Source organism: Halobacteriovorax sp. DA5 (assembly GCF_002903145.1).
Lineage (GTDB): Bacteria > Bdellovibrionota > Bacteriovoracia > Bacteriovoracales > Bacteriovoracaceae > Halobacteriovorax_A.
The window spans coordinates 23,396-45,615 of record NZ_PPDJ01000001.1 but is presented as its reverse complement, the minus strand read 5'-3'; the positions used below and the strand labels follow the sequence as shown (position 1 = coordinate 45,615).

Below are 22,220 nucleotides of genomic sequence, written 5' to 3'. Positions count from 1 at the left end.
CAAAAAAACCGCAGCGAAAGCCAATGTTCGTGTTCGTGTTCGACGGAGCATTGTTCAAATTGAGCGTGAACGCACCGGCGTTCGTTCCATTGTTCCAATTACCGCCGCGAAGCGCAGCGCCCCCAGAAAAAGAGCGAATCGGTTTTACACCTCCAATTGTAAATTTTGCCAGGCCTCATAAGATTGAATGACTTGTGCTCTGTACGATAAGTCAAAGCCCTTCTTTTTTAACCTCATTATTTTTTTTGTAAACTTTCTTTCATTTCTTCTCAATGGACGCCCTCCCTCTTCATTGAGGACATACCCCAGAAAAGGAACTGGATCATTGGCCAGAACAACATATTTGTATGTAGGAATTTCAATTTTCAACTCGCGATTCGCAATGGACACCAGCTCACTTGCCACACGAAGTGCCCTTTTCTTATCGTTTGCTAAGATCACCATATCATCCATATAACGAATGTAGCTTGCATCTCTTTCATATTTATCCTCAAAGAAATCAATCTCAAGAAGTTCGCAGGCCTTTCTATCCAATAAGGAGAGATAAAAGTTGGCAAAAAGTTGTGATGTTAGGTTCCCAATGGGGATTCCCTTTCCTTTCAAGTTATAGTCTTCATGCGACTTTATTAAACTCCAGAGTATTTTTTCTAAACTATTGTCCTGAAGAAGACTCATAAAACTGTGAAACAAAATTTTGTGATCTATTGATGCAAAATACTTTTTCACATCAAGCTTTATGCAGTAGCGATTCTTTCCCATAATAGAAAGCTGTTTTTGAAGTCGGACCGCCGCCTTTCTATTTCCCATACCCGTCCTGCAAGCAAACGTCCTACAACCAAATGACGGATCAATAATAGGTTCAACCACACGATGAAGTGCTGTGTGAACAATTCGATCTCTGAATGGTGCTGCCATCACAAGCCTTTTCTTTGGGTCATGAACATAAAATTCCCGATAACCACCCCACTTAAAATCACTGGTCTTATTGATTTCCTCTTGAATGTGTTTTAGTTTTTCGCCAAAATTGAAGAGATACTTTTGATACCCTTCTTTTCGACGTTTTCCCCTTGAACAATCGTAAAAGGCAATAAGGAGGTTTTCAAAATCACTAACTCTCTGGATGAGCATTTTTTCTTTCAAATCTGATAAATCCACCAATTTCTTTTCCTATCTCTTTAGTCAAAGTCGTTATCTCAGAAAAACCAGCAACATTGAGGGCCTGCATATCACGTGAAAATTGAATAAGAGTCCTAATCTCGTCGAGAGATTCGGATGCGCTATAGAGATGTCTCAATCGGACACTTGCTTTGGTTACTCCTGCCTTTCTTACACTGAGAAGACAGTTTAAAGAAGCTTCTTCTATTTTGCGACCAAGTGTTGGGCGAAGTGCCTTTGGAAATGACTTCGTCCGATGAAATATCTGGATGGCGGCCTGATAGCAATCACTATATACTTTTGTGCTTTTCATTTCTTCGATCCATTCTTTTTATAAGTGCTGAATATGCAGGGAGAAGATCATCTTCAATTTCACGAACGAGCTTTAGAGAGGCTTCACAATCTGTTAAGTTGAAATAAGACAAAGCAAGAATGGCGCCCACCTTTTGCCTTGATTCATTATAGAGATTTTTTTTGTTTTTTGGCTCAAAAGAGTAGTACCCAGCGCCAAGCAATTCAATCGCAGAGAGTTTCAAATCCTCCAAGCGCTCCTTTAAGTTTGCATTAGCCTCTGATTGATCAAACTCTAGAGCCCCCAAAATATCCTTGGCCTTAGCAAAAAGTCTCAAATTTTTAACAGAAAATGATTTTCCGGAACTTTCCTCTTTTTCCGCATTTTCCGAATCATTCGGAAAGTTTGTTTCTACTTTCTCCTTGGTGGAGGGTGACGATGAAACACTTCTTCCAATGCCAAATCTGATTGAAAAAGAGTCTAATGAAGCTCTTCTAATAAACCATGATTTTCCAACTTTAACCGCCTCGATCTCCTTGGCGTTGATGTAGTTAATAATTGACCGAGGCGTGACTCCGAGCCGCTCTGAAGCCTCCTGAACGGTTAAATCACCATTTTTATTTTTCATAATCAACAAGCACTCTCTTTCAGTTAATTCTTTTTATAAATTGATATTATTTTAGAGGGATAAACGTGCCTTAACAATAATCAAACTATTTAGAGTAAAAAGTTTGATTAAATTTAACAAAAATTAATTCCATGCCGCGTAAAGAAGAGGTTACTTGTGAGCCGCAAATGGAAATACTTTCTGGAATTTCCGGAAAGCATTTCTATATTTTCCGGAAAGTTTCCGAATAATCAAAAAAATTTCTTTCGCCCCTACGGGGCGAGTGTGAAGCCTGCCTTGCTATGGCCTCATCTTGCTTGCTAAAATTTGTTTTTATTTTCCAAGGGTCAAGAGCCAAGGGATGAGCATTCGCTCATCCTATCCAATTGCTTGCCGACTTAAGTAATGCTCTGCTCTGCTCTGCTCTGCTCTGCTCTGCTCTGCTCTGCTCTGCTCTGCTCTGCTCTGCTAAAAAATTCGACCATATCCACCCTAATCATTGCAACTTTTTTCTTCATTTCTATAAAATTTATTAATGTAAATCAATCATAAATTTATTCCTAACATAATATCTATTCAGTAAATATGGAAACGCTAAACTCTCTAAGATAATTTGCCCGCGCTTTCGCGCGGGCCTAAAAATTTTAGATTTTTCACAAAACAATTTTTCAACTCAACTTTTTATTCCAAGGACCAAGAATCCAATACGCGGCTACGCCGCTTTCCAAGGGTCTTGCCGACTTAAACTTGTTTTAAATGAGTTAACTATGACGCTACGGGCGATAGACGCAGCGAAAGCCAATGTCCGTGCCCGTGTTCGACGGAGCAGCGTTCAAACTGAGCGCGACCGCACCGGCGTTCGTACCAGAGCTCCAACGACCGCCGCGAAGCGCAGCGCCCGCAGAACCGCCATACCATTGCCCAAAAGACTGACTAGAGGTATATCCGCCACTCGATTGAAGATCATTTGCTGTTACTGAACCTGATAAAGATGTCAAAGCTTGCCAAGAAGCTGTCCCATTTGTTGGACCAGTAGTAAAGCCAGCACTTCCCGAGTCCCAATCAACCCACTCCCAAACATTTCCAGAAAAATCCCAAATCGTACTTCCATTTGAAAGAGTGTGTGTTCTTTTTTGCTCCCAACCAGAACCCGCAGCTTGTCCTGAGTTGTTTCCTGTACCGTCATAGGAATCGGCTGTGCTTGTAATTGCAAGGGCACTGCCAGGTGAGTTGTCAGTGTGCCCCCTCGGAATGTGACCACTACCAACACTTGCTCCAGACCAGTTAGAAGCAACACCTTCAATATCTCTTGCGATAGTCATCCATTCAGGGTTTGAAATCAGAGCAAAGGTTCCGGAAAAACCGCCCTCACTCATGGACTCACATTCACTTTGAGCAGTAGTAGCATTAATACTGACCCAAGGAGAACTAGAGGCATCAGCATCATTACTTCTTGGAGTTGAAGATACATTTCTAGCTTCAAACTGCATCACGCAAAAATCGGAAGTGCCGAGGGTCCCGTTTCCAGTAACAGCAATGAAGCCTGTAGGACAACTGAGAGCCCCCGTTCCTAGTGTTCCCGTTGAGTAGGTGATAAACCAAGCTGATCCATTAGAGATAAGCTGTGCTGTTGCATATTGGCTCTGCAGTTCTTTCCCATAGATTTCGCCATCAATTGCTTCGGGAGCAACAACGGCCACCGTCTCAGATGCATCAATATTTTTAATAGTAATGGCAAACCCACTTCCTGCGGTAGCAGCAGCAGGAAGCGTTAGTGTACTCGCCCCTGAAACCAGAAAAACCTTATTATTATCTGCTGTGGTTACCGTGTAGTCTGCGGATTTAGTCTCAAGTGAATTTGAAATCTTGATCCCTGTTATCGCTCCATCTGCAACTTTTGCAGTGGAAATCCCGCTGTCTTTGACTTGGAGATTGCCACCACTTACTTCGATGGTTGAGTTATCAACATTGCTGGCTCCAAGTTTATTATTAAAAGTGTTCCAGTCAGCGCTTGAGAGGTAGCCATTGGTGGTGGTGTTCGCCTGTTTTACTTCGATAGTAGTTCCGGTCCCAATAACGGCACTTGTTCCACTTGTGATGGTGAGGACTGAAGAAGTTGCTTCTGTTAGATTGCCCTTGGTAAGTGTTGGCTCTTTCCCGGCAATATTTCCATCAAGCTTGTTGATGGCGGAAAGAACCGTATCGGCACTAGATACGACGCCTGCACCGGAAACAAAGCCAGTTAGAGTTGTCCCTCGTACATCGGTAGCGAGCGTTGAAAGAGAAAGATCGCCTCTTAGATATTGGGCAGTCGTTCCTGTGGTTATAGCGTTTTGTTTGTTGTTAAAGGTAGTCCAATCCGCACTTGAAAGATAACCATTGGTGGAGCCATTGGCCTGAGAAATTGAGATGTCAGGTGTCGCGCCACCAGAACTCGATAGCGGAGCTGAGGCGGTCACTGTTGTCACCGACCCAGAGCTTGGTGTCACCCATGAAAGCACTCCCGAGCCGTCAGTTGAAAGAACTTGTCCACTACTGCCATCAGCGGCGGGCATTGTCCAAATAAGACTTGCTGCCAGAGCATCGGGAGACTTGAAGCCTACGTAGTTTGAACCATTGGCGGTAAGTTCATAAAAGCGAAACTCCCCAGTCTGTCCTACGCCTGTTCCGAAAGGAGCTACATTAATGCCTCCCTGGGCGCTTGAGGTTATGGAGTTTACGCTCAGGTCTGTTGAACCCGTGATTTGATCTTGTTTAAGGGCGAGAGCATCTGAAACGTCGTCACTGCTTGGAGCGGTGGTCGTCTGTCCATTGGTAATGCTTCCCACTTCGATGAGGTCGGTTCGCGCCTGTGCGGCGGTGTAGTATTTATTGGTTGCCCCTTCGGGAACGGCATCGGTATCTAAAGTTTGCCAAGATTTATCTCCACGCCAGTATTGCGCTGTGGTTCCTGCGGTAATGGTGGGTTCTTTTCCAGAAATATTGGTGGTATTGGTAGTAACCTGAGAACTGAGGGCACTAACATCAACTCCATCCACAAGCCCAGTAGAGAAGGTAATGTTATTTGCCCCCATGGCAATGTTCCCGGTCATCGTACCACCCCCAAGTGGGAGTTTACTTGAAAGGTCTGTCGAGAGATTTGCAATTTTACTTTGAGCAATCGCCGCACTTCCTGAAATATCCACATCTGCAATGGTTCCATCGGAAATCTCAGCAGTTGTTACAGAGCCAGCACCACCGCCACTTAAATCGTCGCTAATAACCCAGGCAGAACCATTCCACTTGAGAATCTTGCCAGAAGCAATGCCTGTGGTGTCCACATCGGCAATATCATTTATGGATGACGTGGTTTTATTGATTTGTGCCCAAGTGTAATCTCCTGACTGAGGAGTGACCGCGCCACTCCTTCCGTTAAAACTTTGCACATTGGTGGCATTATCAATTTTTTCCCATTGAGCAAGAACATTGTTCCAAACCACCCAGTCACCCACTGCCCATGAGTTGGTTCCGGCCCCTCCCAGAAGATCATAAGTCCCAGAAGTATTGACGATATAATATTCACCAAGATTGCCTCCGCCTGAGAGATCAGGCGAGTTCGTGGTTGCATTCCAATTTCCGGCGTAAGTGAGACCACCAAGATCACTAGGAACCCAAGTTGTTCCATCATATTTTAAGACTTGCCCTATGCCTGCTCCCATACTGGCCAGTTTTGAAGCAGTGACAGCTCCGTCTTGCAGCGTAAATGTTACTTGAAAGGTCGCCGCACCATAGGCATCAGAAATAATTAAACTAAAAACCGCACCCACTGCAAAAGAGATATTTTTTAGGCCGTTGGCAATAAGGTTAGAGGTGGTTTTGGATTCAATCGCAAAAGTTTCATCAAATCCCGAAGGGCCTGTGATTCGCACAGTATTTACGCCATCAAGGGCACTACCATTGATAACCAATTGGTCGTTGACAATAGAGACTGCGGAAACTGTCGCCTTGGCCACACTCCCACTTTTAGTGGCATTTCGGTCAAGTCCGAAAGTCTCGACTTTGTCTGGTTGAAAAAAACAACCAGAGAGGATGAGTGATAAAGCAATGTAGACAAAGACAGTTCTCAAAAATACACCTTTTCATTTAAACCATTGGTTTCTCAAAACCTTTTCGTAAGATTTTAAAATATGTTTAGCCTAATAAGTTTTATATCCGTACTTTTAGTAACTTAAAGTAAGGGACTTAATTGAGGTCATCTCCAATATGAGAACAAGAGTGGGCATTTATGGTGAAGTATAACCAAAATACAATCACTTATAATTTAATAGAGCTGAAGGGCCATTTTATTGAGTGATGGGTAATACAAGGTAAAGCCAGCAAATATAAGGTCGGGATCACGAATCTGCTGAGGATTATTCTTATAAATGACAGGCCATTCACGCCAATTGCCGTAAACCTTTTTGCTGATACGACTTAATGAATCGCCACTCTTGATGAGATAGGGATTTCCTATAGGTGGAGTGTAAGGCTTGAGGGGTTTTCGGTATCTTAAGATAGGGCGATGGGAAAGATCATAGCTTCCTCCAAGAATGTCTTCATTAAGAGAAGCAATCTCACGCCACTTTCGATAGTCACCATAAATATTGAAAGCAATAAGCATCAAGGTTTCATTTTTCTTAGTCTGATATTCAAGAAGTTCATTTGGTTCGACAATCTTTTGAGTAGCAGATTGCTCTTCGGTCACACGGTCTTCTAACGCGTTCATTAATTCGGCGTCTTCAATTTTCTGTCGATCAGAAACAGTCAAAATCTCACTATCATCATCAACGATGAAATCTGAACTTTCTAAAAATGTTTCTTCTCCCACATAGCTTTCAGACTCACTTGCCTCACTCAATGATGCATCAGTGCTGATACAGGATTGGCATAAGGTAAATGACAAAAAGAATAAAAGAAGTGGTAAATTTTTCTCTATCCTAATATCCATGTTTTTTAGTGTAAAATAATTCTGTGGAACTGTATAAGCGGTATATTTTACCTATCCTTTTATCTTTGCTTTGTGTGACCTCATTAGAGGCAGGTGAACCGCTGATTAAGACCGGCTACGTCTATGCCCTTGGTGGCGAATCTCTAAGAGAGCTACTTGAATACCGAGTCGGTATTCCCCAAAATATCTTGGATCAAGACGGTTATTTTGAAAAAATTAAACGCTGGAACTCATCTCTTGAAGATCCCGCCTCCCTCGTTCCTGGCGAGCGTGTCTATGTGGAAATTCCTTACCGTGTTGTACTTATGCCACGCTTAAATTCTCCAAGCAAAAGTTTTGCAGCTAATAACAGTATCGGCAATAAGGCCCAAAGGAAAACTGCTTCAACTGGAAAGGAGACAAGTCAGGTAGTGGCGGCAATCTCAGAAAGTGACGATAAAGAAAGACAAGGCAGATGGAACTTTTCGCTATTCTATGCTCTCTCGCGAGGTTCGTTTCAAGAGAGTATTTTAAATTCCAACATCACCACCAAATCCAGTCAAGATTCACCTTTTACATTAGGATTATCCACATTCAAAAAACTTCACTATGACTGGAACTATTCCGGAAGTCTTTATGTTTCCAAACTTGATAGTGGTCTTTCCGATCAAAATGAAAGCGTTTCCCTCCCTTGGGAGTACGGCCTAAATTCTTACATTGGTTATCAAAGAGAGAGTTGGCCGGTAGAAGTTTATACTGGGATCGATCATGAGCGCTTTTCATCTTACAATACAGAGGAACTACCTTCTGGCGAACCACTCTCAACAAGAGAGCATACCCTTACATTTTTGACGTTGGGAGTTTCCAAAAAGTTTGAATGGTTTGGGAAACAATTTTTAGCCAAAGCAAGTTACAGTAGCTCTGTCATGAGTTCTCAAAGCAGAGAAAGCAAGGTCAATCCCCAAGAATTTGAGGGAACCAAATTTATACTCTATCTCAACATGAAGGCCAGCAAGGATTGGTTCTATCACGGCTTTTACAAGCAGCATGACCTTGAAGGGGCAACGTCCCTTCATATCGCCAGACTCGGGCTTGGATTTGGATATTCGTTCTAAGGTTTTATGATCTTCCAAAACCGCTTGTCGTATTTAAACTCGGTCCTTGAGTCATCCAACACCATATTGACGAGATTAACATAATTATCAAGCTCATTCTCTCCGCCAAACACTGGAGCAAGAATACTTTTGGCATTTTCAAAAACTTCTTTAAGCCGATTTTTCTCGATCTGCTTTGATTCGTCGTCATTGAATATAATGGGAATTTCTCGAAAACTCATTGAGTCAGGGCCCACATTAAATCCGGCCTTTTCCAGATAAGATGGCAGGTTATCGTTAATGAAAAAATCAAAGTTGGGAATTCCTTTCGCTGCCAACTTATCCTGAAGTTCGCCTAGTTGCGGATAATGCGTGGACCGAATATTGATAAGCAGTCCATTGGAATCGATAACCATCAATTTCCCACCAAGCCTTAAGATTCTAAAAAACTCATCTGTCACTTTTTGGGGATTGGCCATGTGTTCATACACATAACGGCAGATTATGGCATCAAAAGACTCATCTGGATAAGGGACATTTTCAAGATTCGCTTGGGTCAAAATGATATTGGAAAAGACCTCTATCCCTTCTATTCTTTTTTGGGCAAGAAACGCAGTCTCTTTTGAAACTTCAATTCCATGAAAGTGAACATTTTTTTTTGCGTTAATAAGGGCCAACATTCTACAAATAATTCCCGAACCACAACCGGCATCTAGCACACTTTGCCCTTCTTTAAAAAGACAATCTTCCAAAAAAAATTCTTCCTCCGGTCGAAAGCCTTTCATGAGGGCCTGTTTTTCCAATCGGTAAAACTCTTTCTTCCCTTCATTTCCAAGAGGATACTGATAAGAAATTTTCTTCAAAAAAGAGATAATCTCCTTGATGTTGATTTTACTAAAAAGGACAATCTCATCCGATGTGATGTCAAAGTTTTGCTGACACTTTTGTGTGAAATAACGAGTCCCCACTTCCCCCGACAGGATTGCACGATGTTTAATATTAAAATAATTATGGGCCTTAAGTCTCTTGAAAAACTCAATTCCATTCATAGGTGCCATATTGAAGTCACTCACGATGAGAGAATACTTTTCAGGTGATGATTGAATGGCATTAAAGGCGTCGGACGGATCGGTAAACGAATCCACTTTAAATCCTGATTCCTCAAAAATATGCCTGAAGGTTTCGAGGATTTGCTCTTCGTCATCAAGATGAGCAACAAAGTTGCTAGTTTCAGATGTTTCCATATTTATCCTTTTATGAAGCTATCACTTTGTTCAAGTCGGCATGTTCCATCATGAGCGCCCTCGACTTAGTAGGGAGCCTTTTTGCTCAAGCCACTCGAACATATTGGTATAAACTTTTTGCATTTCAGGGGTGGGATTAGGATCACTCTTCTTTAAAAAATCAATCAGATTCTTGGGATGATACAGGTACGAATTGAACATGGATAAAAGGAGCTGGTAGGTTCCTAGTGCCTCCAGACAATCAAATTCCTTCAGGACTTGAAAAATTTTTAATTTCTTTTCTTCTGAAGTTTCACCATTATCGGGAAGCACAATGATTCGATACTTTCCTCCGCTGTGATCTTTCTTGCTATAGGGAAAGGGTGCACCTTTTTCAAACTCAACTTTGATGCCGTTCACTTCTGTGATTCTTCTAAAAGCGGTTTCCTGGGTATTTTCACCCTTTTCGTAGAAGTGATTATAAAATCTTTCAAAGATAATTCCGAAGAAATCCACAGGGATTTCATTTCTTGGAATATTGATCTCAAGATTATTGAGAAAGGCCTTCATCATTGTTGCCAGTGGAGTGGCCTCTTACGACCCTGATGATTCTTGTCTTTTGCTCTCTTCCATTTGCACAACCATTTCTTTAAATAGTTTGATTAGTATAACTTATTAAATATTTATCATCATAAATCAAACTATCTATTGGCAAAAAATCATATATTCTGCATAAAAGAGCGCTTTTAAGGGTCTAATATTGAGGATTTAAAGATTAACTAAGTTTGAAAAATGATATAGGATAGCAAAAAAGTACGTCTTTAAGAGAAAGTGGAAATGCAACGTGGCAAAAAAACCGAATACTCACAAAAAAAGGCCCGGCAGGGGAAGAAGAGCGAATGTTGTGGAAGGACTTAGGGAGAATCCCGAGAAGGACACCAACATTGAAATCTTTATGCAATTAATGATTGCTGAGTATCTCGTTGGTAAAGAGGGAGAAATCCTCAGTAACGAAGAAAAGGCCAAAAGAAGAAAAATCCTGGCCAAGCATCTTGGTCGCACGGAACAAACCTTAAAGAATATGTATCTCTATGGGCAGGGCAGCTTGCAACAATTTTTCAAGGCCGCCGAATTTATTTTGAAAATCGGTCAAAAGGAAGTCATCAATTTTCTTCGCGCTTATCCTTACATTATGAGTAAGCTGGATTCCATCAGTGAAGCTAAACGCAGACTTTATTACAATATGGAGAAAATGACCGAGGAAGAACTCAGCTTGACCAACGACCTTCTTGAAGTCGGCCTTAAACGAAATAGGGCCATGCGAGCAGGAAAGGAAGAACTTAACATTGACTAAACTTTTCCTTTCCCAAATATTCAATCAGTCCCTTCGGAAATATTCTAACATTGGCGTTTAGGGCCTTGGTTTGTACCAATAGATCATCGTAATAATTGGTCAATAAAACAGATTTTGATTCAAGGTCAAATTCTTGAATCAGGTCGATGCCATTTTTTGTGTTTTCACCCAAGTCATAATCAAATACAAAGATGGGCCCTATAAGCTTTTCTCGATTTTCTTGAAACCAGTTTTCAAATTCCTCAGAAGAATGGTGAAAGTATTTTTTTATGGCGGGGACGTTTTTCTCCAGTGACTCTTTGACAAGCGTGTGAATGACCGGACGGTCATCCGTTAAAATAAATTCTCTAACATTTTTAAGATTCAACTTTTCGTGAAACCAACTTGGAGTTTTTACTCTTGGAAGTGATATGGACACTATCGTTCCGTTGCCAAGCTCGGAAGATATGGTAATTTTCCCAGCCCATTCATCCACTCTTTCCATGGCAAAACTCAGCCCTAGTCCATTTCCCCCTTCGCGAAAGGATATTCCCCGTTTGCCAATCAGCGCCAAATGTTCTGGCTTGATACCGCATCCAAAATCCTGAACTTGGATTAAATTTCTATCACCTCTTTGGATCAGGAAAACTGCCATTTCACCGCCATCTCGGCTGGCCCTTGAAGCGTTATCAATAATATTCCCCAACAAACGCTTAAGCATACTTTCATTAATATTTGAAAAAGCGGAAAAAGCATCACCCTGAATCTTAAACGATACATGCTGATTTTTTTGAGAAAGTTTAAGATTTTCTTTTTCAACAGTTTCTTTAATCGTTGCGGCCAGGCAAACAGTCGTCATTTTATCGTGCCCGGTCTGGTCTCGCTTTTCTTTTAGGTCATCGAGGATGGACCTCATATCATCACATGCACTTTTAATTTTTTCGCGCTCATCTTGAACTATCTCATTTCTATTATCAGCAAGAGCATATAAAAGTTGCATCGGCTGGTTGAGATCGTGCCATACCTGACTAACGGTTTCCTTGATTCCCTTGTTCTTCTCTTCAAGTAAATCTCTTTCAAAACTCTTCTTAATAAGAGTTTTATATTTATACAAAACTGGAAGAAGAAACATGATGCCGATAAAGCAAAAGACCAAAATTGCTTTAATTGCACTGGCATGGGCATAAGTATAGGTTATAGTTCCAGCACGCTGTTTTTGGTGTTCATCAAAGAAAATATCCACGGCAATATTAGTCGTTGTCAGTTTTGAAAGTACCCCTCGATCTTCCTTAAAATAATCTGGCCCGAGACTTGGTGGAAGAACAAAAACACGGTTCCCTTCAAAATCATAGTAACCAATGGCCTCGAAGCTTCCAAGTTTGGCATTGGATAATGAATAGATCGCCTCTCGGTATTGATGGGACTTGAGCATTCCCTCAACCACTTTGGTAACATGAAAGGCATTCTCCTTTTTGATAGAATAAACATAGTAGAGACCGACAATAGTCGTAATAATGAACAATCCCATGCAGACAATGAGAGAAAGTGAGATAAAGTGGCGTGTTAGTTTTTTCTGATTTTTCATACTTTATCCGATTGGATGCGGCACCATTGCCAACATTCCCAATGATAACTCCCGTCCTGCAAAGATATTCAATCTCGCCAAGTTGATCTTATGTTCTTCAACCCTTCCGTAGTAAATATCTTGCAGATGCGACGAGATCGCCCTCATCACATGAAGAGGAAGATCATCAAAGATTGGAATCGGAGCTTCTAACGTTTTAATCTCAAATATATTTTCTTCAGTTTCTAATGATGTTACAGGACCATAGTTATCTGCTTTCAATTCAAAAAGTTTGTGAGCAAAATGAACTCGCTTGTGGTCAAGTCCATTTGGCACTTTCTTTTCATATAGATCATTTGGAGAAAGTGGCAACAAATCGAGATTCCCATCCAAATGGGCCACGACATTAATCAAACATTCAAGCAAGGCACTTTCAAAAGAATCATTTATATTTTCATTGCAGCCAAATCCGTACAAACCTCCAAAACGATCACCTCCACTGGCATGGCAAACGGCCACATGGCAGTCGGCGATTGCCGCTTTAGTTGTTGCCAAAGCTAGAGTTATCCCCTCATTTTTTAAACGCTCACGAATCTCTTTAAATTCACAGGGAAGGTCGAAATCTTCCGGCTTTCTAAAAGGAGTCTGTGCGTGATGGTGACAAAGCACAGCATCCCTTTCGAGGAGTTCCAGTTTGGCATTTTCTATGGCCTTTGATTTATTAACATGGGCCGCCACCCCGTTGCTGTTTATATTAAGAGCAAAACAATACATCCTTTCAATTAACTCAGAAAAAGATTTATAAAAGGCAATTTCTTCATTTCTATCGGTGCCCCTCCCCTCAAGCCTATGACCTGACACCGATCCAGTGACCCGAAAGTCGTGGTACTCAGGAAGCCAATTCTTTACCCAATTAAGTCTCTCAACTTGAAGATCAAGAGACTTTGAGTGGGCCAGTATCCATTTGTTCAGTTCTTTGTAATCGTCCATATCGGATTATTCGCAAATATTTGTGGAAGATTGCTCTTCCATGGTTTTCTTAATAGAGCAATGTATGGAGAAGACGCCAAGGGAAAGATGACTCCTTCCATTAGTGATTTGAAATGCAACTCTTGGAGCATATCCAGTCGTACAGACTTATCAATTATTGACATATATTTGGCAATCCATCTTTGTCTTTCCGTTTTGGTCATGCCAAAAACCCCGGCATTGACTGAGTAAGTGATGAGAGAAATGTCCTCATTAAATGTTATATCGGGGCCTCCAATGAAAGCATGGGGCATCTCCTCTAAAGAACCATAATTTGTGAGAGCAGGGATCTTATTACTTTCAAAAACTTCAATTCCTGGCAAAGATTGTTCTAAGAGCTTTTGGTAATTATCAATGGAGCCCACGCGAAGAAGAGCGAGCCTAAAGTTTCCTCCTTTAACGTCAAAGCTGGTGTTTTTAATCTTCTTTTCGATTGCCTCTTTTTGTTCGTCAGAGAGTTGCCCATCTCCAAAAGGAGGCAAAAACTGTTTTCGGTCTTGATAGCCCGGTCTTGATAGAAAATATGACGATAAGGCCTCTTTTATTTTCTTTCCGTAGGCCAATCTCTCGTCTTGGGAAAATTCTTTCATTCCCCTTTCTGTAAAAAACACGGCAAATGTTCTGATATCCATCGTTGTATGCAAAGAAGCGTCATCGACCTCTTTTGAAAGGCCAATGACTTTTTCAGGATTCAGCTTGTCGATGGTGGTTATGTGATCAACCTCTCCCTCTTTGTATAAATCAATGGAGGACTTGTGGTCTCCAATCCCACTGGGGATGAACTCAACTTCTTGAGGAAGTTCGTCACTATAGTGATAGTGGTTGGGGTTTACTTTTAGAAGAATCTTTCCATCATTACTCGATGAATCAACATAATATGGACCGGACGTATTTCTATAATCAACAATTTTCAAAGTTTTTGGATCAACTGACGTTTTTGGAATGACGGCAAAATCAATGGCCGTCAAAATATGGGTTAAAAACGGTTTCTTTTCTCCTGGTCTTAAAACGAGGGTGTACTTGTCCTTGACCTCTATCCCGTCACAAGGTGACTCGATTGTTTCAAGCTTCGAGTCTGGACAAATGATGTCCTTGAAGTTGCCATGCGTATTACTTGAGTTGACAAGCAGTCTTTTGAGAGAAAACTCGGCATCAAAGGCAGTGATTTCATATCCATCTATGGTTTTGAGTCCTTTTCTGATATGAAGAAAATATTCATTGGTATTTTCATCCCATTGAAACTTTTCGGCAACTCCACCAATCGGCTGGCCATTGGCATTTGATAGCTCGACCAATGGACTATAAATATTTTCAAGAAAAATGTACTCCGGCCCCAAGTGGATTCGGGTAGGCTCATAGTGCGAAGCGGGTTTATCATACGGGAAAGCGACTCTTAATTTCATATCAGTTTTATCCTTCAGAAGTATTTGTGAAATAATGATGTATCCACCAATTAATAATACGGCCGGGAGTAATAAATAGAGGTTTTTGTTCTTTAAAAACAAATTGTCCCCCCGCGAGATACCACATCACGGATATTGCCTCTTCTTTCAAGCTCTCGAATAATCGAATCATTCAAATCCAATTGTACATTTCTATTTAGCTCCAACTCTTCCTTGTCGATTTCGACAATTCCTGTGCGAAGAAGCTCTCCCAGAATCTTTGATTTTACTTTATGGGCAATTTCAGGATGTTCCTTATCAATTAACGAAACCCGTTCCTTTAGTCCAAGAAGGGCCTTCTCTAATTCTTTTCCTTTCTTCTCATCCTCTTTATCAGTGGGCCTAATCTGACTTGCGATGAAAAGGTTGGACACTGCTTTCTCAATTTGTTCTCGCAGCTCCTTGTTGGATAACTCGGTCATTTGTAGGCAGTTCATTGTTAAAAGAGATTTTTCTCCTAGAACATTGACCTTACAATCAGGAACAGCATTTAGCAGTTCATTGGCCTGAGCATAATTGATATTAAGTGCCGAAGATAAAATCGAAAGTGTAACTATCTTTTTTCTCATGGTATTCCCCTTATTCTTAAATTCTTAGACTCGAAAAATTATCTATTAAAGTTTTCAGTAAATTGTTTCTTTCATCCGGTCCATAATCAAATATACCAAGCGACTTCATTCGTGAGTTTAAAGTGGTTCTTTTAACCTTCAAGTCAATTGCCGCTTGTTTGATATTATGTCCCTTGTTTTTCAAAGCCGTGAGGATCAATCGCTTGACCTGTTCACGCTGTAAGTGCTCCAAGGTTTCCAAATCCAAATTTATAATGGCATCACTCATGGAGTTGGACTCCAAAATATCATTTGGTAAATGTTTTTTTCTGATGATTCTGTCTTCGACTTCTACATAAAGTCTTTCGACAAGGTTTTCAAGCTCCCTCACATTTCCAGGCCAGCTATGACCTTTCAAGGCCCTTATAGTCGAAGACGAAAAATCCTTTTTTATTTTGAATTTATTCTCTGCCATTTCTTTAAAATGCATAAGTAACGGCTCAATATCCTCGGTCCTTTCCCTGAGTGGAGAGATTTCCAAGTCCAAAGTAGAAATGCGAAAGTAAAGATCAGGAAGGAAATCGGGATCGTTTCCGCGACACAGTTCTTTCAGTTTTGGCTTTCCTGCACAAACTAAACGAAAATCGACACCAAATTCCTTGGTACTACCAACACGCTTAATTTTCTTTTCTTGGAGTGCGCGCAAAAGCTTGGCCTGAGCATCCTTTCCAAGATGGTGAATTTCATCAAGGAAAACCGTTCCTCCATGTGCCGCTTCAAAAACGCCCGCTTTTTGATTAATAGCGCCGGTAAAAGAGCCTTTTTCATGGCCAAACAATTCCGACTCCATCAATGTCGAGTCGCCTTTAAAAGAAGAACAGTTCACCGCAATGAACTGTCCTCGTTTGGCCCTTATGGAATTGGCGTGGATGGCCTTGGCAACAAGTTCTTTACCGATGCCTGTTTCACCTGAAATCAATACATCGGAATCCACTTCAGCGTATCGCAGAACACTTTTAGCAATTCGCTGAAAGTCTGCTGAAACTCCGATCATGTTGATGAGCTTTGCATAGTCCTTATTGTCTACCTTCTGCCCAAGAGAATTTTCTTGAATATATTTTGAAAAGGCCGACTTTATATTGGCAACGACCTTTTGCTTGGTAATTGGCTTATACAAGACTTTGTCGGTATCAACTTCAAGCCATCTCTTGTAGGCTTCCTCCGAGGTATCAGCGGAGACTATCACAACGACCAGGTCCTCATTGATTTTCTTGAGCTGACGGACCAACTCACTTCCATCTGAAAACAAGTCGTCATCCGGCAATAGGTTGTAGTCTATAAAAGCGATTACGTATTCACTTGGAGAAGAGAGGAATTGTTGATAGGCCCTGCCACCCGAAGAAAAATATTCAATAAGATATTTTTCGTCTTTTAAAAATTCCTTGTAGGAATCCAAAACCTTTTCATGGTCATCAACTATAAGAATTTTCTTTTTGTCATTCATCGTTTCCACCCTTTGGGTAATATGTTTACGCAACCCCCTTAAGCAACCAGCGTGCCAACTACAGAAACCTCATATTTTCGAGATATTATGGCTGACGCAATCTATCATAATTGTTTATTTGGAGCAAAGCAGTGACGAGACCTCGTCACTTTTTTACAGGGTAGGCTCTTTTCCCTTGAAAAACTTTTGGAATATCAAGTTGTTGAAGCCAAAAACATAAAATGACATGAATTCGTCACTTTCTAATGAAAAATGGCCAGAATCACACCTTAACCCTTTGAAGTTATGGGGAAATAACTTTCTGACGATTATTCGCCACACAGCTTTGAGTTCCAATACTCGATAAAGGCAAGATAAGCACTTTTGGAAGTCAGAAAAGGGATATGTTGTGTGGCCGATACTTTAAAGGCCGGAAGATTTTCAATTTCATGGCGAAATGCCTTCTCCACTCTATGATGGCCGTCAATCAGGTTATATCTCCCCGGTGCAATCTCTGCCAAAATCACAGGGGATGAAAGATCGGCCGATTCAATAGCGGTCTCATCCAAGTGGTCTGAGGAAAAACCGCTATAGCTTTTGACTCCTATAAGCTCTCTTTCCACCAAGTTTTTATTTTGTTGAATGAAAGATAAGAGCTTTGTGATGTTGAATTCAAAAATACCGTTTGGGAAAATCTCATCCCCATCTTCAATTGAAGTTGGAGTAAATTGTTCATCAACAAAAAGTTTCTTTGATCTTTCCATATCTCTTCTCTTGTTTCTTGTTTTTGTTCTTTCTGATAATAACCTAAAATTTCGTGACGATTTTTCACCAAACAAAAAAATGTCGTCACTATTTCTATCCTCTCAATTTTAAAAAGAAAACTGATACTCTTAAGACCAATTCATGACGAGCATTCGTCAAAACATGTTTTGCAAAAAGCACAAAACAAATAATTAAAAACGATCTCTTCAACTCCACAAGGTCTTGTCTTCATTAGGTTTAAAACGTCATCAGGTCTCCTAAACGTCTCCTTTTAAATTTTGGCACTGCTATTGCCCTAGGTGGAGTCACACTTTGGAAATTTCTTTCAAAGCAATCACAACGAACAAGCTTTTAAAAAGGGGGAAGCATGAACACGACAATCGAACAAACTCAAACTGCTGATGGACTTTTCAAGAGAAAATCATCACCAGAAAAAACACACTCTCTCACCCTTATAGAAAAAAGGGGTGACGATGGGGTGACAAATGAAGCACCAATAACGCCGAACCTGAAGCTACCACCTTGGCTCAACGATGATGGAAGCTTCAAAAGTGATGAAGAAATTCAGACTCTTGGAAAAAACTGGTCAGCCGAAACTTGGGATTCTTACTTAAAGGTCAATGTTGGAGATGTCGAAGCAGAGGATCATGATTTGGTCTTCTTTCCCTTCGTTGATACTGAAACAGTGAATTTTGGAGCGGAGCTGTTAAAGACTCTTCGCACCCAAGATGATTACGAAAATCTCCCAGAGGCCTTTGAGTTTGCTCTAACCTTTCTTTCCGACCGAGAAGCTCAAGTCATCCGTATGCGATACCTGAAGGAGTTGTCACAGGAAGAGATTTCCGAGAGGCTTGGAGTGGGGATCAACTCGATCAAAAGCTTTCGACGCAAGGGACTCAAAAAGCTTCGTCATCTTTTGCCTTCCGAGGAGTTTAGAACAAAATATCAGGAGCATATCAAACATCTCAAGCGGAAATGTCACCCCAACGTCACCCCTGAATCCCTATAAGGGTGAGAGAGCATGTTTTTAATTTTTAAAAAGAAAGGCCTTATGAATGCAAATCAAAAATTGGATTCAGAAATAAAACGTCACCCCGGCGTCACCCCAAAAAACCTTAAGGGTGAGAGGGTATGTTTTTTCAAACAAGGCCCAAAAACTTTATCTAATCTGGAGGCACGATGAAGCATCTCGTTGCAAGTGACGTATTTGACGATCTCTATTTGCATACCCACAGGGTCGTCAACAACACAAAAAAAGAACTATTGATTGTAGGCAACCAGTTCAAGGAAACTCGTGGACTGACCTTGTCGGAGCTTAGGCTTTATATTGAGCGGGATATTTTTCTGGCGGTTAGAGATGATCTACTCCCATATCTCAGTTTCTCGGTTGATGTTGAAGAGGGCACTCATGGTTACGGTGGAGACCTGACCGTCACTATTGATTACATGAATGGGCAAGTTCTCAATCACCAATTCATCAATGAAACCATCAAAAAGAGTCCTACTCGGGTTTTAGAAGATGACTTTTTTGAACAAAATCACGGGAACCTGTTCTCCGAGCTCGCCCTTCGTGTCCAACACAAAATCGCTCAAATGCTGGCGGCCTACAACTGTGAAGAATACCGACTAATTGATGGACGAGTAGTCTTTTTCAGTGAGCATTTCGACTATTGCGTTCGCTTTGAACAACGCTACTTGAGAAATCTTCTACGGTCAGTTCCTATGATCGAAGAGAATCAACAGTTTTTTCTCGACTATATTATCCCTGGAGTATGTGCATGATGGAAACCATATTGAGCCCCGAATGTTTAAAAAAACTTTCTGACCGTCAAGTGAGTAATGAATTTTTAAAAACGCTTAATCATTGCGATGGACCGACCGTTCTTGAAATGTTTGTTGAATCCCTTCCTCCACGGGAAAGAAAAGTTATTCGACTAAAATTTTGGCAGAACATGGACTTTGACGAAATCTCTTATGAAACGAAAATTCGACGAGATCGAGTAGAAAAGATTCTTGTTAACGCAATCTCTCTTCTTCGGCAAAAGATGATTAAAAAACTGGTAGACCTTGAAGACGACTGGGAAATTGAGGATGGGCCGCTTCAAGCGACCGAAGTCATGTAGGAGTCAACATTGAAAGTTTGGAGCGTTTTTATATTCTTGAGTATTTCCACCCTGGCCCACGCTTTCCCAAGTGTGTGTAGCGTGGTGAACTCGCCAAGTTTTCGTAGTTGCTTGGGGCTTACCAGTCATATTTCCATGTGTGGATGGCCGGTGCCGAGACCTTGTGTACACTTTTCCTATCATGTGCCCCAATACTACAGCGAGGTGGTGAGTAATCCCAAGGAATCCTTTTTTACAGAACTCCCCGGCGCCGCCGCTCAACTGGCAACAACCAAAGAAGTGGTTCCTTTTGGTGCCGAGGGTGATGAAGGTTCCTTTTCCTTTCATGCGCATACTATCAATGTGCCCTTTACCATGTGGGGTTTTGCGGGAATGCCTTGTGGAGGTGCGCAGTGGGACAATATGTGTTTTACCTCCATGTCCGAACACTTGGGAAGTAACTGGAAAACCGGACTTGCTGACTCTCTCCAACCAGCATGGCTGGCCTGGAGTGCCGCGCCCAAAGCGTGCCTAATTAAAGGTGCTGTAACCTCTGCGACTGGAGGCTCAACACCCACCGGATACCCGAGTCATTCTGCCATGTGTTCAACCGATCGAAGTTGGATGAAAAAGTATCCCCCCAGCAATCAGCCGGTTTGTAATGGCTGGGGAATAATGTTCCCGAGGTACGGGACTGTGACCAGCTCGGATCAAAATACGGCATCTTTGGTCGTTGCTTCACGGATGCGAAGTCTGGGATCAGAGGTTTTTCAATCGGTTCCGACTTTTCATGATGAAAAATGGCAGATGATTTATCCCCAATCGAGTTCTTGCTTTCGAGAGGGGCAAAATGTCGCTCTCTTGCGGGCCAAACGTGTCAGTGAAATAGGACGACTCTTAAATGGAAAACTTAAAAATTACCTCTATGTTGTGTGGAAAAGAGTGAGTTGTACACGTGATCTCCCATATTATGCCTCTACTCACGCCTGGCCTTCGATAATTCAGGCAGCATGTCGAGGTGTCCAATGAAATTCGGCGACTTCTTAATTCAAAATGAGTTTGTGGGCCAAAATGCCGTAAATGAGGCCTTAATGGTTCAAATGAGGCTTAAAAGGCAAAAACTTGGAAGATTGTTAGTAGAACTGGGTCATTTGGATAAGCCGTCCCTTAATTTGGCCCTTACTCGCTATTTTAATCCGAGTTTGAATGAATCGGCCTTGGAGCTTAGGGCGATAATGGCCAAGGCAAAGCCAACTCCCGAAATTTTAAAACTTGCCAAGCGTTATAAAGCACTGGCCACTAAAGAAGATCAATACAGCATTGAATTTATACGCGTTGATCTCATTGACGATGATCTGCTGGCCCAGGCTGAGGAAGCTACAGGAAAAAATGCATCTTGCTTTATTGTCTCAAAAGATACGTTTGAATATTTGAGTTCATCGGCAAAGGGCCAGGAAGCTAATACTTCCAAAATTGTAGTCACTAAAGCGCTTTCTGATGATGATAAACTGTGCACCAATTCGCCTTATACCAAGCTTTTCAAAGAAGCGCTTGGCGAAGCTAAAAAACGCTCAGTCAGTGACATTCATATTGAACCGACCAGTAATGGAGTTACCATTCGTTTTAGGCTTTTTGGCGCCCTATCCGCCTTCAAGACACTTGGGCCAGATCATCGAGAAGGATTCATCACCACTGTTAAAAGTATTGTTAATATGGACTTGGCGATTATCGGAAGGCCACAAGATTCCAGAGCGTCGTTCAAAGAATTTAAAGTTGATATTCGAGCAAACTCGCTACCGGAACTTTATGGTGAAAAGTTGGTTTTGCGGCTTCTTGACCAAGAAAGGGATTTTAAACTTGAGTCCTCGGGGCTGGATAATAAATCTCTTCATGCTCTACGCAGTTCCGCTAGGAGAAAAGACGGGCTGGTGCTTATTTCTGGCCCTACTGGATCAGGGAAAACCACCACCCTGTACTCGCTATTAAGTGAACTGCCTCGCGATAGGCTTAATATTTCGACTTTGGAAAACCCTGTTGAGTACGAATTGTCTGGAATCAATCAGGTCAATATCAATGAGAACGGTATTCTCACCTTCGAGTCCTCGCTGCGCGCACTGATGCGACAAGATCCCGATGTGATTCTGGTGGGAGAGATTCGAGACCATGAAACCGCCAGTCTTGCTTTTAAGGCCGCATCAACCGGGCATTTGGTTCTATCCACAGTTCATGCCAATGGTGCCAAGGAAGTTGTCGAAAGACTGCTCAATCTGGGGATCGACGCTTTCACCATTAAGAGCAATCTTCGCTTGAGCAGTGCCCAGCGTTTGATTCCAACACTATGTAAGAATTGTTCACTTCCGCTGGGTAATGCTGATGTGAAGGAGCTTGAAGGATATTTCAATAAAGGTATTTTATCAAACTTAAGAAAGGCCAATGCCAAGGGTTGTTCTTCCTGTCAGGCAGGCATCAATGGCCGAATAGCGATCCTTGAATATATGGACAAAGAGGAAATCACCTTTTTTTTTAATGACACTAAAGCTATCGAGACGCTTCCCAAGCACTCGCTTAAGGATGCCGCCCTAAAGTTGGCAAGCAGTGGCACGATTGATGCCCTTGAAGTCTTATCCTTTATTTAATC

The 22,220-nt window shown here is 41.6% G+C and carries 19 protein-coding genes; 6 read left to right on the top strand and 13 right to left on the bottom strand.

Annotated features, from left to right (window positions below; translation table 11 throughout):
- Positions 1 to 144: 144 nt before the first annotated feature.
- The 5 genes from C0Z22_RS00230 to C0Z22_RS00210 all read right to left on the bottom strand — a co-directional run bounded on the left by C0Z22_RS00230 (position 145) and on the right by C0Z22_RS00210 (position 7,020).
- Positions 145 to 1,155: a reverse transcriptase/maturase family protein gene (locus C0Z22_RS00230; RefSeq protein WP_233189686.1), complete on the bottom strand. Its 1,011-nt coding sequence runs from the start codon at positions 1,153 to 1,155 to the stop codon at positions 145 to 147.
- Positions 1,109 to 1,468: a four helix bundle protein gene (locus C0Z22_RS00225; protein WP_103216316.1), complete on the bottom strand. Its 360-nt coding sequence runs from the start codon at positions 1,466 to 1,468 to the stop codon at positions 1,109 to 1,111. The genes C0Z22_RS00230 and C0Z22_RS00225 overlap by 47 nt, the downstream gene beginning before the upstream one ends.
- Positions 1,446 to 2,075 carry a helix-turn-helix domain-containing protein gene (locus C0Z22_RS00220; RefSeq protein WP_103216315.1) on the bottom strand — a complete coding sequence of 210 codons (630 nt, stop codon included), beginning with the start codon at positions 2,073 to 2,075 and terminating at the stop codon, positions 1,446 to 1,448. The genes C0Z22_RS00225 and C0Z22_RS00220 overlap by 23 nt, the downstream gene beginning before the upstream one ends.
- A gap of 752 nt (positions 2,076 to 2,827) precedes the next feature.
- Positions 2,828 to 6,160 carry a hypothetical protein gene (locus C0Z22_RS00215; protein WP_103216314.1) on the bottom strand — a complete coding sequence of 1,111 codons (3,333 nt, stop codon included), beginning with the start codon at positions 6,158 to 6,160 and terminating at the stop codon, positions 2,828 to 2,830.
- Between the two features lie 194 nt (positions 6,161 to 6,354).
- Positions 6,355 to 7,020: a LysM peptidoglycan-binding domain-containing protein gene (locus C0Z22_RS00210; RefSeq protein ID WP_199177500.1), complete on the bottom strand. Its 666-nt coding sequence runs from the start codon at positions 7,018 to 7,020 to the stop codon at positions 6,355 to 6,357.
- Between the two features lie 23 nt (positions 7,021 to 7,043).
- On the opposite strand from C0Z22_RS00210, the gene C0Z22_RS00205 reads away from it, so the two are divergent.
- Positions 7,044 to 8,114: a hypothetical protein gene (locus tag C0Z22_RS00205; protein WP_146037731.1), complete on the top strand. Its 1,071-nt coding sequence runs from the start codon at positions 7,044 to 7,046 to the stop codon at positions 8,112 to 8,114.
- Here C0Z22_RS00205 and C0Z22_RS00200 read toward each other — a convergent pair.
- Positions 8,111 to 9,337, bottom strand: coding sequence for a methyltransferase domain-containing protein (locus tag C0Z22_RS00200; protein WP_103216311.1), 1,227 nt, complete (start codon positions 9,335 to 9,337; stop codon positions 8,111 to 8,113). The genes C0Z22_RS00205 and C0Z22_RS00200 overlap by 4 nt on opposite strands.
- Before the next feature lie 48 nt (positions 9,338 to 9,385).
- A complete protein-coding gene (locus C0Z22_RS00195) occupies positions 9,386 to 9,886 on the bottom strand; it encodes a hypothetical protein (protein WP_146037730.1) in 501 nt (166 codons plus the stop codon).
- Between the two features lie 274 nt (positions 9,887 to 10,160).
- On the opposite strand from C0Z22_RS00195, the gene C0Z22_RS00190 reads away from it, so the two are divergent.
- Positions 10,161 to 10,670: a hypothetical protein gene (locus C0Z22_RS00190; RefSeq protein ID WP_103216309.1), complete on the top strand. Its 510-nt coding sequence runs from the start codon at positions 10,161 to 10,163 to the stop codon at positions 10,668 to 10,670.
- On the opposite strand, the gene C0Z22_RS00185 is transcribed toward C0Z22_RS00190, so the two are convergent.
- From C0Z22_RS00185 to C0Z22_RS00160, 6 genes are all read right to left on the bottom strand, one after another.
- Positions 10,657 to 12,234, bottom strand: coding sequence for a HAMP domain-containing sensor histidine kinase (locus tag C0Z22_RS00185; RefSeq protein WP_103216308.1), 1,578 nt, complete (start codon positions 12,232 to 12,234; stop codon positions 10,657 to 10,659). The two genes, C0Z22_RS00190 and C0Z22_RS00185, sit on opposite strands and share 14 nt — an antisense overlap.
- A gap of 3 nt (positions 12,235 to 12,237) precedes the next feature.
- Positions 12,238 to 13,203, bottom strand: a complete 966-nt coding sequence (locus C0Z22_RS00180) for a YcaO-like family protein (RefSeq protein WP_103216307.1) — start codon at positions 13,201 to 13,203, stop codon at positions 12,238 to 12,240.
- Positions 13,182 to 14,747, bottom strand: coding sequence for an ABC transporter substrate-binding protein (locus C0Z22_RS00175; RefSeq protein WP_103216306.1), 1,566 nt, complete (start codon positions 14,745 to 14,747; stop codon positions 13,182 to 13,184). Before C0Z22_RS00175 ends, C0Z22_RS00180 begins: the two co-directional genes overlap by 22 nt.
- Positions 14,738 to 15,253, bottom strand: coding sequence for a hypothetical protein (locus C0Z22_RS00170; protein WP_103216305.1), 516 nt, complete (start codon positions 15,251 to 15,253; stop codon positions 14,738 to 14,740). The genes C0Z22_RS00175 and C0Z22_RS00170 overlap by 10 nt, the downstream gene beginning before the upstream one ends.
- 16 nt (positions 15,254 to 15,269) lie before the next feature.
- A complete protein-coding gene (locus C0Z22_RS00165) occupies positions 15,270 to 16,736 on the bottom strand; it encodes a sigma-54 dependent transcriptional regulator (protein WP_103216304.1) in 1,467 nt (488 codons plus the stop codon).
- Positions 16,737 to 17,044: 308 nt separating this feature from the next.
- Positions 17,045 to 17,479, bottom strand: a complete 435-nt coding sequence (locus C0Z22_RS00160) for a ParB N-terminal domain-containing protein (RefSeq protein WP_103216303.1) — start codon at positions 17,477 to 17,479, stop codon at positions 17,045 to 17,047.
- A gap of 368 nt (positions 17,480 to 17,847) precedes the next feature.
- On the opposite strand from C0Z22_RS00160, the gene C0Z22_RS00155 reads away from it, so the two are divergent.
- The 4 genes from C0Z22_RS00155 (at position 17,848) to C0Z22_RS00135 (ending at position 22,218) form a co-directional block, all read left to right on the top strand.
- Complete coding sequence (locus C0Z22_RS00155) at positions 17,848 to 18,489, top strand: sigma factor-like helix-turn-helix DNA-binding protein (RefSeq protein WP_103216302.1); 642 nt, start codon at positions 17,848 to 17,850, stop codon at positions 18,487 to 18,489.
- 170 nt (positions 18,490 to 18,659) lie between these two features.
- Positions 18,660 to 19,262 carry a hypothetical protein gene (locus tag C0Z22_RS00150; protein WP_103216301.1) on the top strand — a complete coding sequence of 201 codons (603 nt, stop codon included), beginning with the start codon at positions 18,660 to 18,662 and terminating at the stop codon, positions 19,260 to 19,262.
- Positions 19,259 to 19,603 (top strand): sigma factor-like helix-turn-helix DNA-binding protein, encoded by a 345-nt coding sequence (locus C0Z22_RS00145; protein ID WP_158246749.1) that lies wholly within the window; start codon positions 19,259 to 19,261, stop codon positions 19,601 to 19,603. Before C0Z22_RS00150 ends, C0Z22_RS00145 begins: the two co-directional genes overlap by 4 nt.
- Positions 19,604 to 20,607: 1,004 nt before the next feature.
- On the top strand, positions 20,608 to 22,218 hold the full coding sequence (locus C0Z22_RS00135; protein WP_158246748.1) for a GspE/PulE family protein: 1,611 nt from the start codon (positions 20,608 to 20,610) through the stop codon (positions 22,216 to 22,218).
- Positions 22,219 to 22,220: the final 2 nt, after the last annotated feature.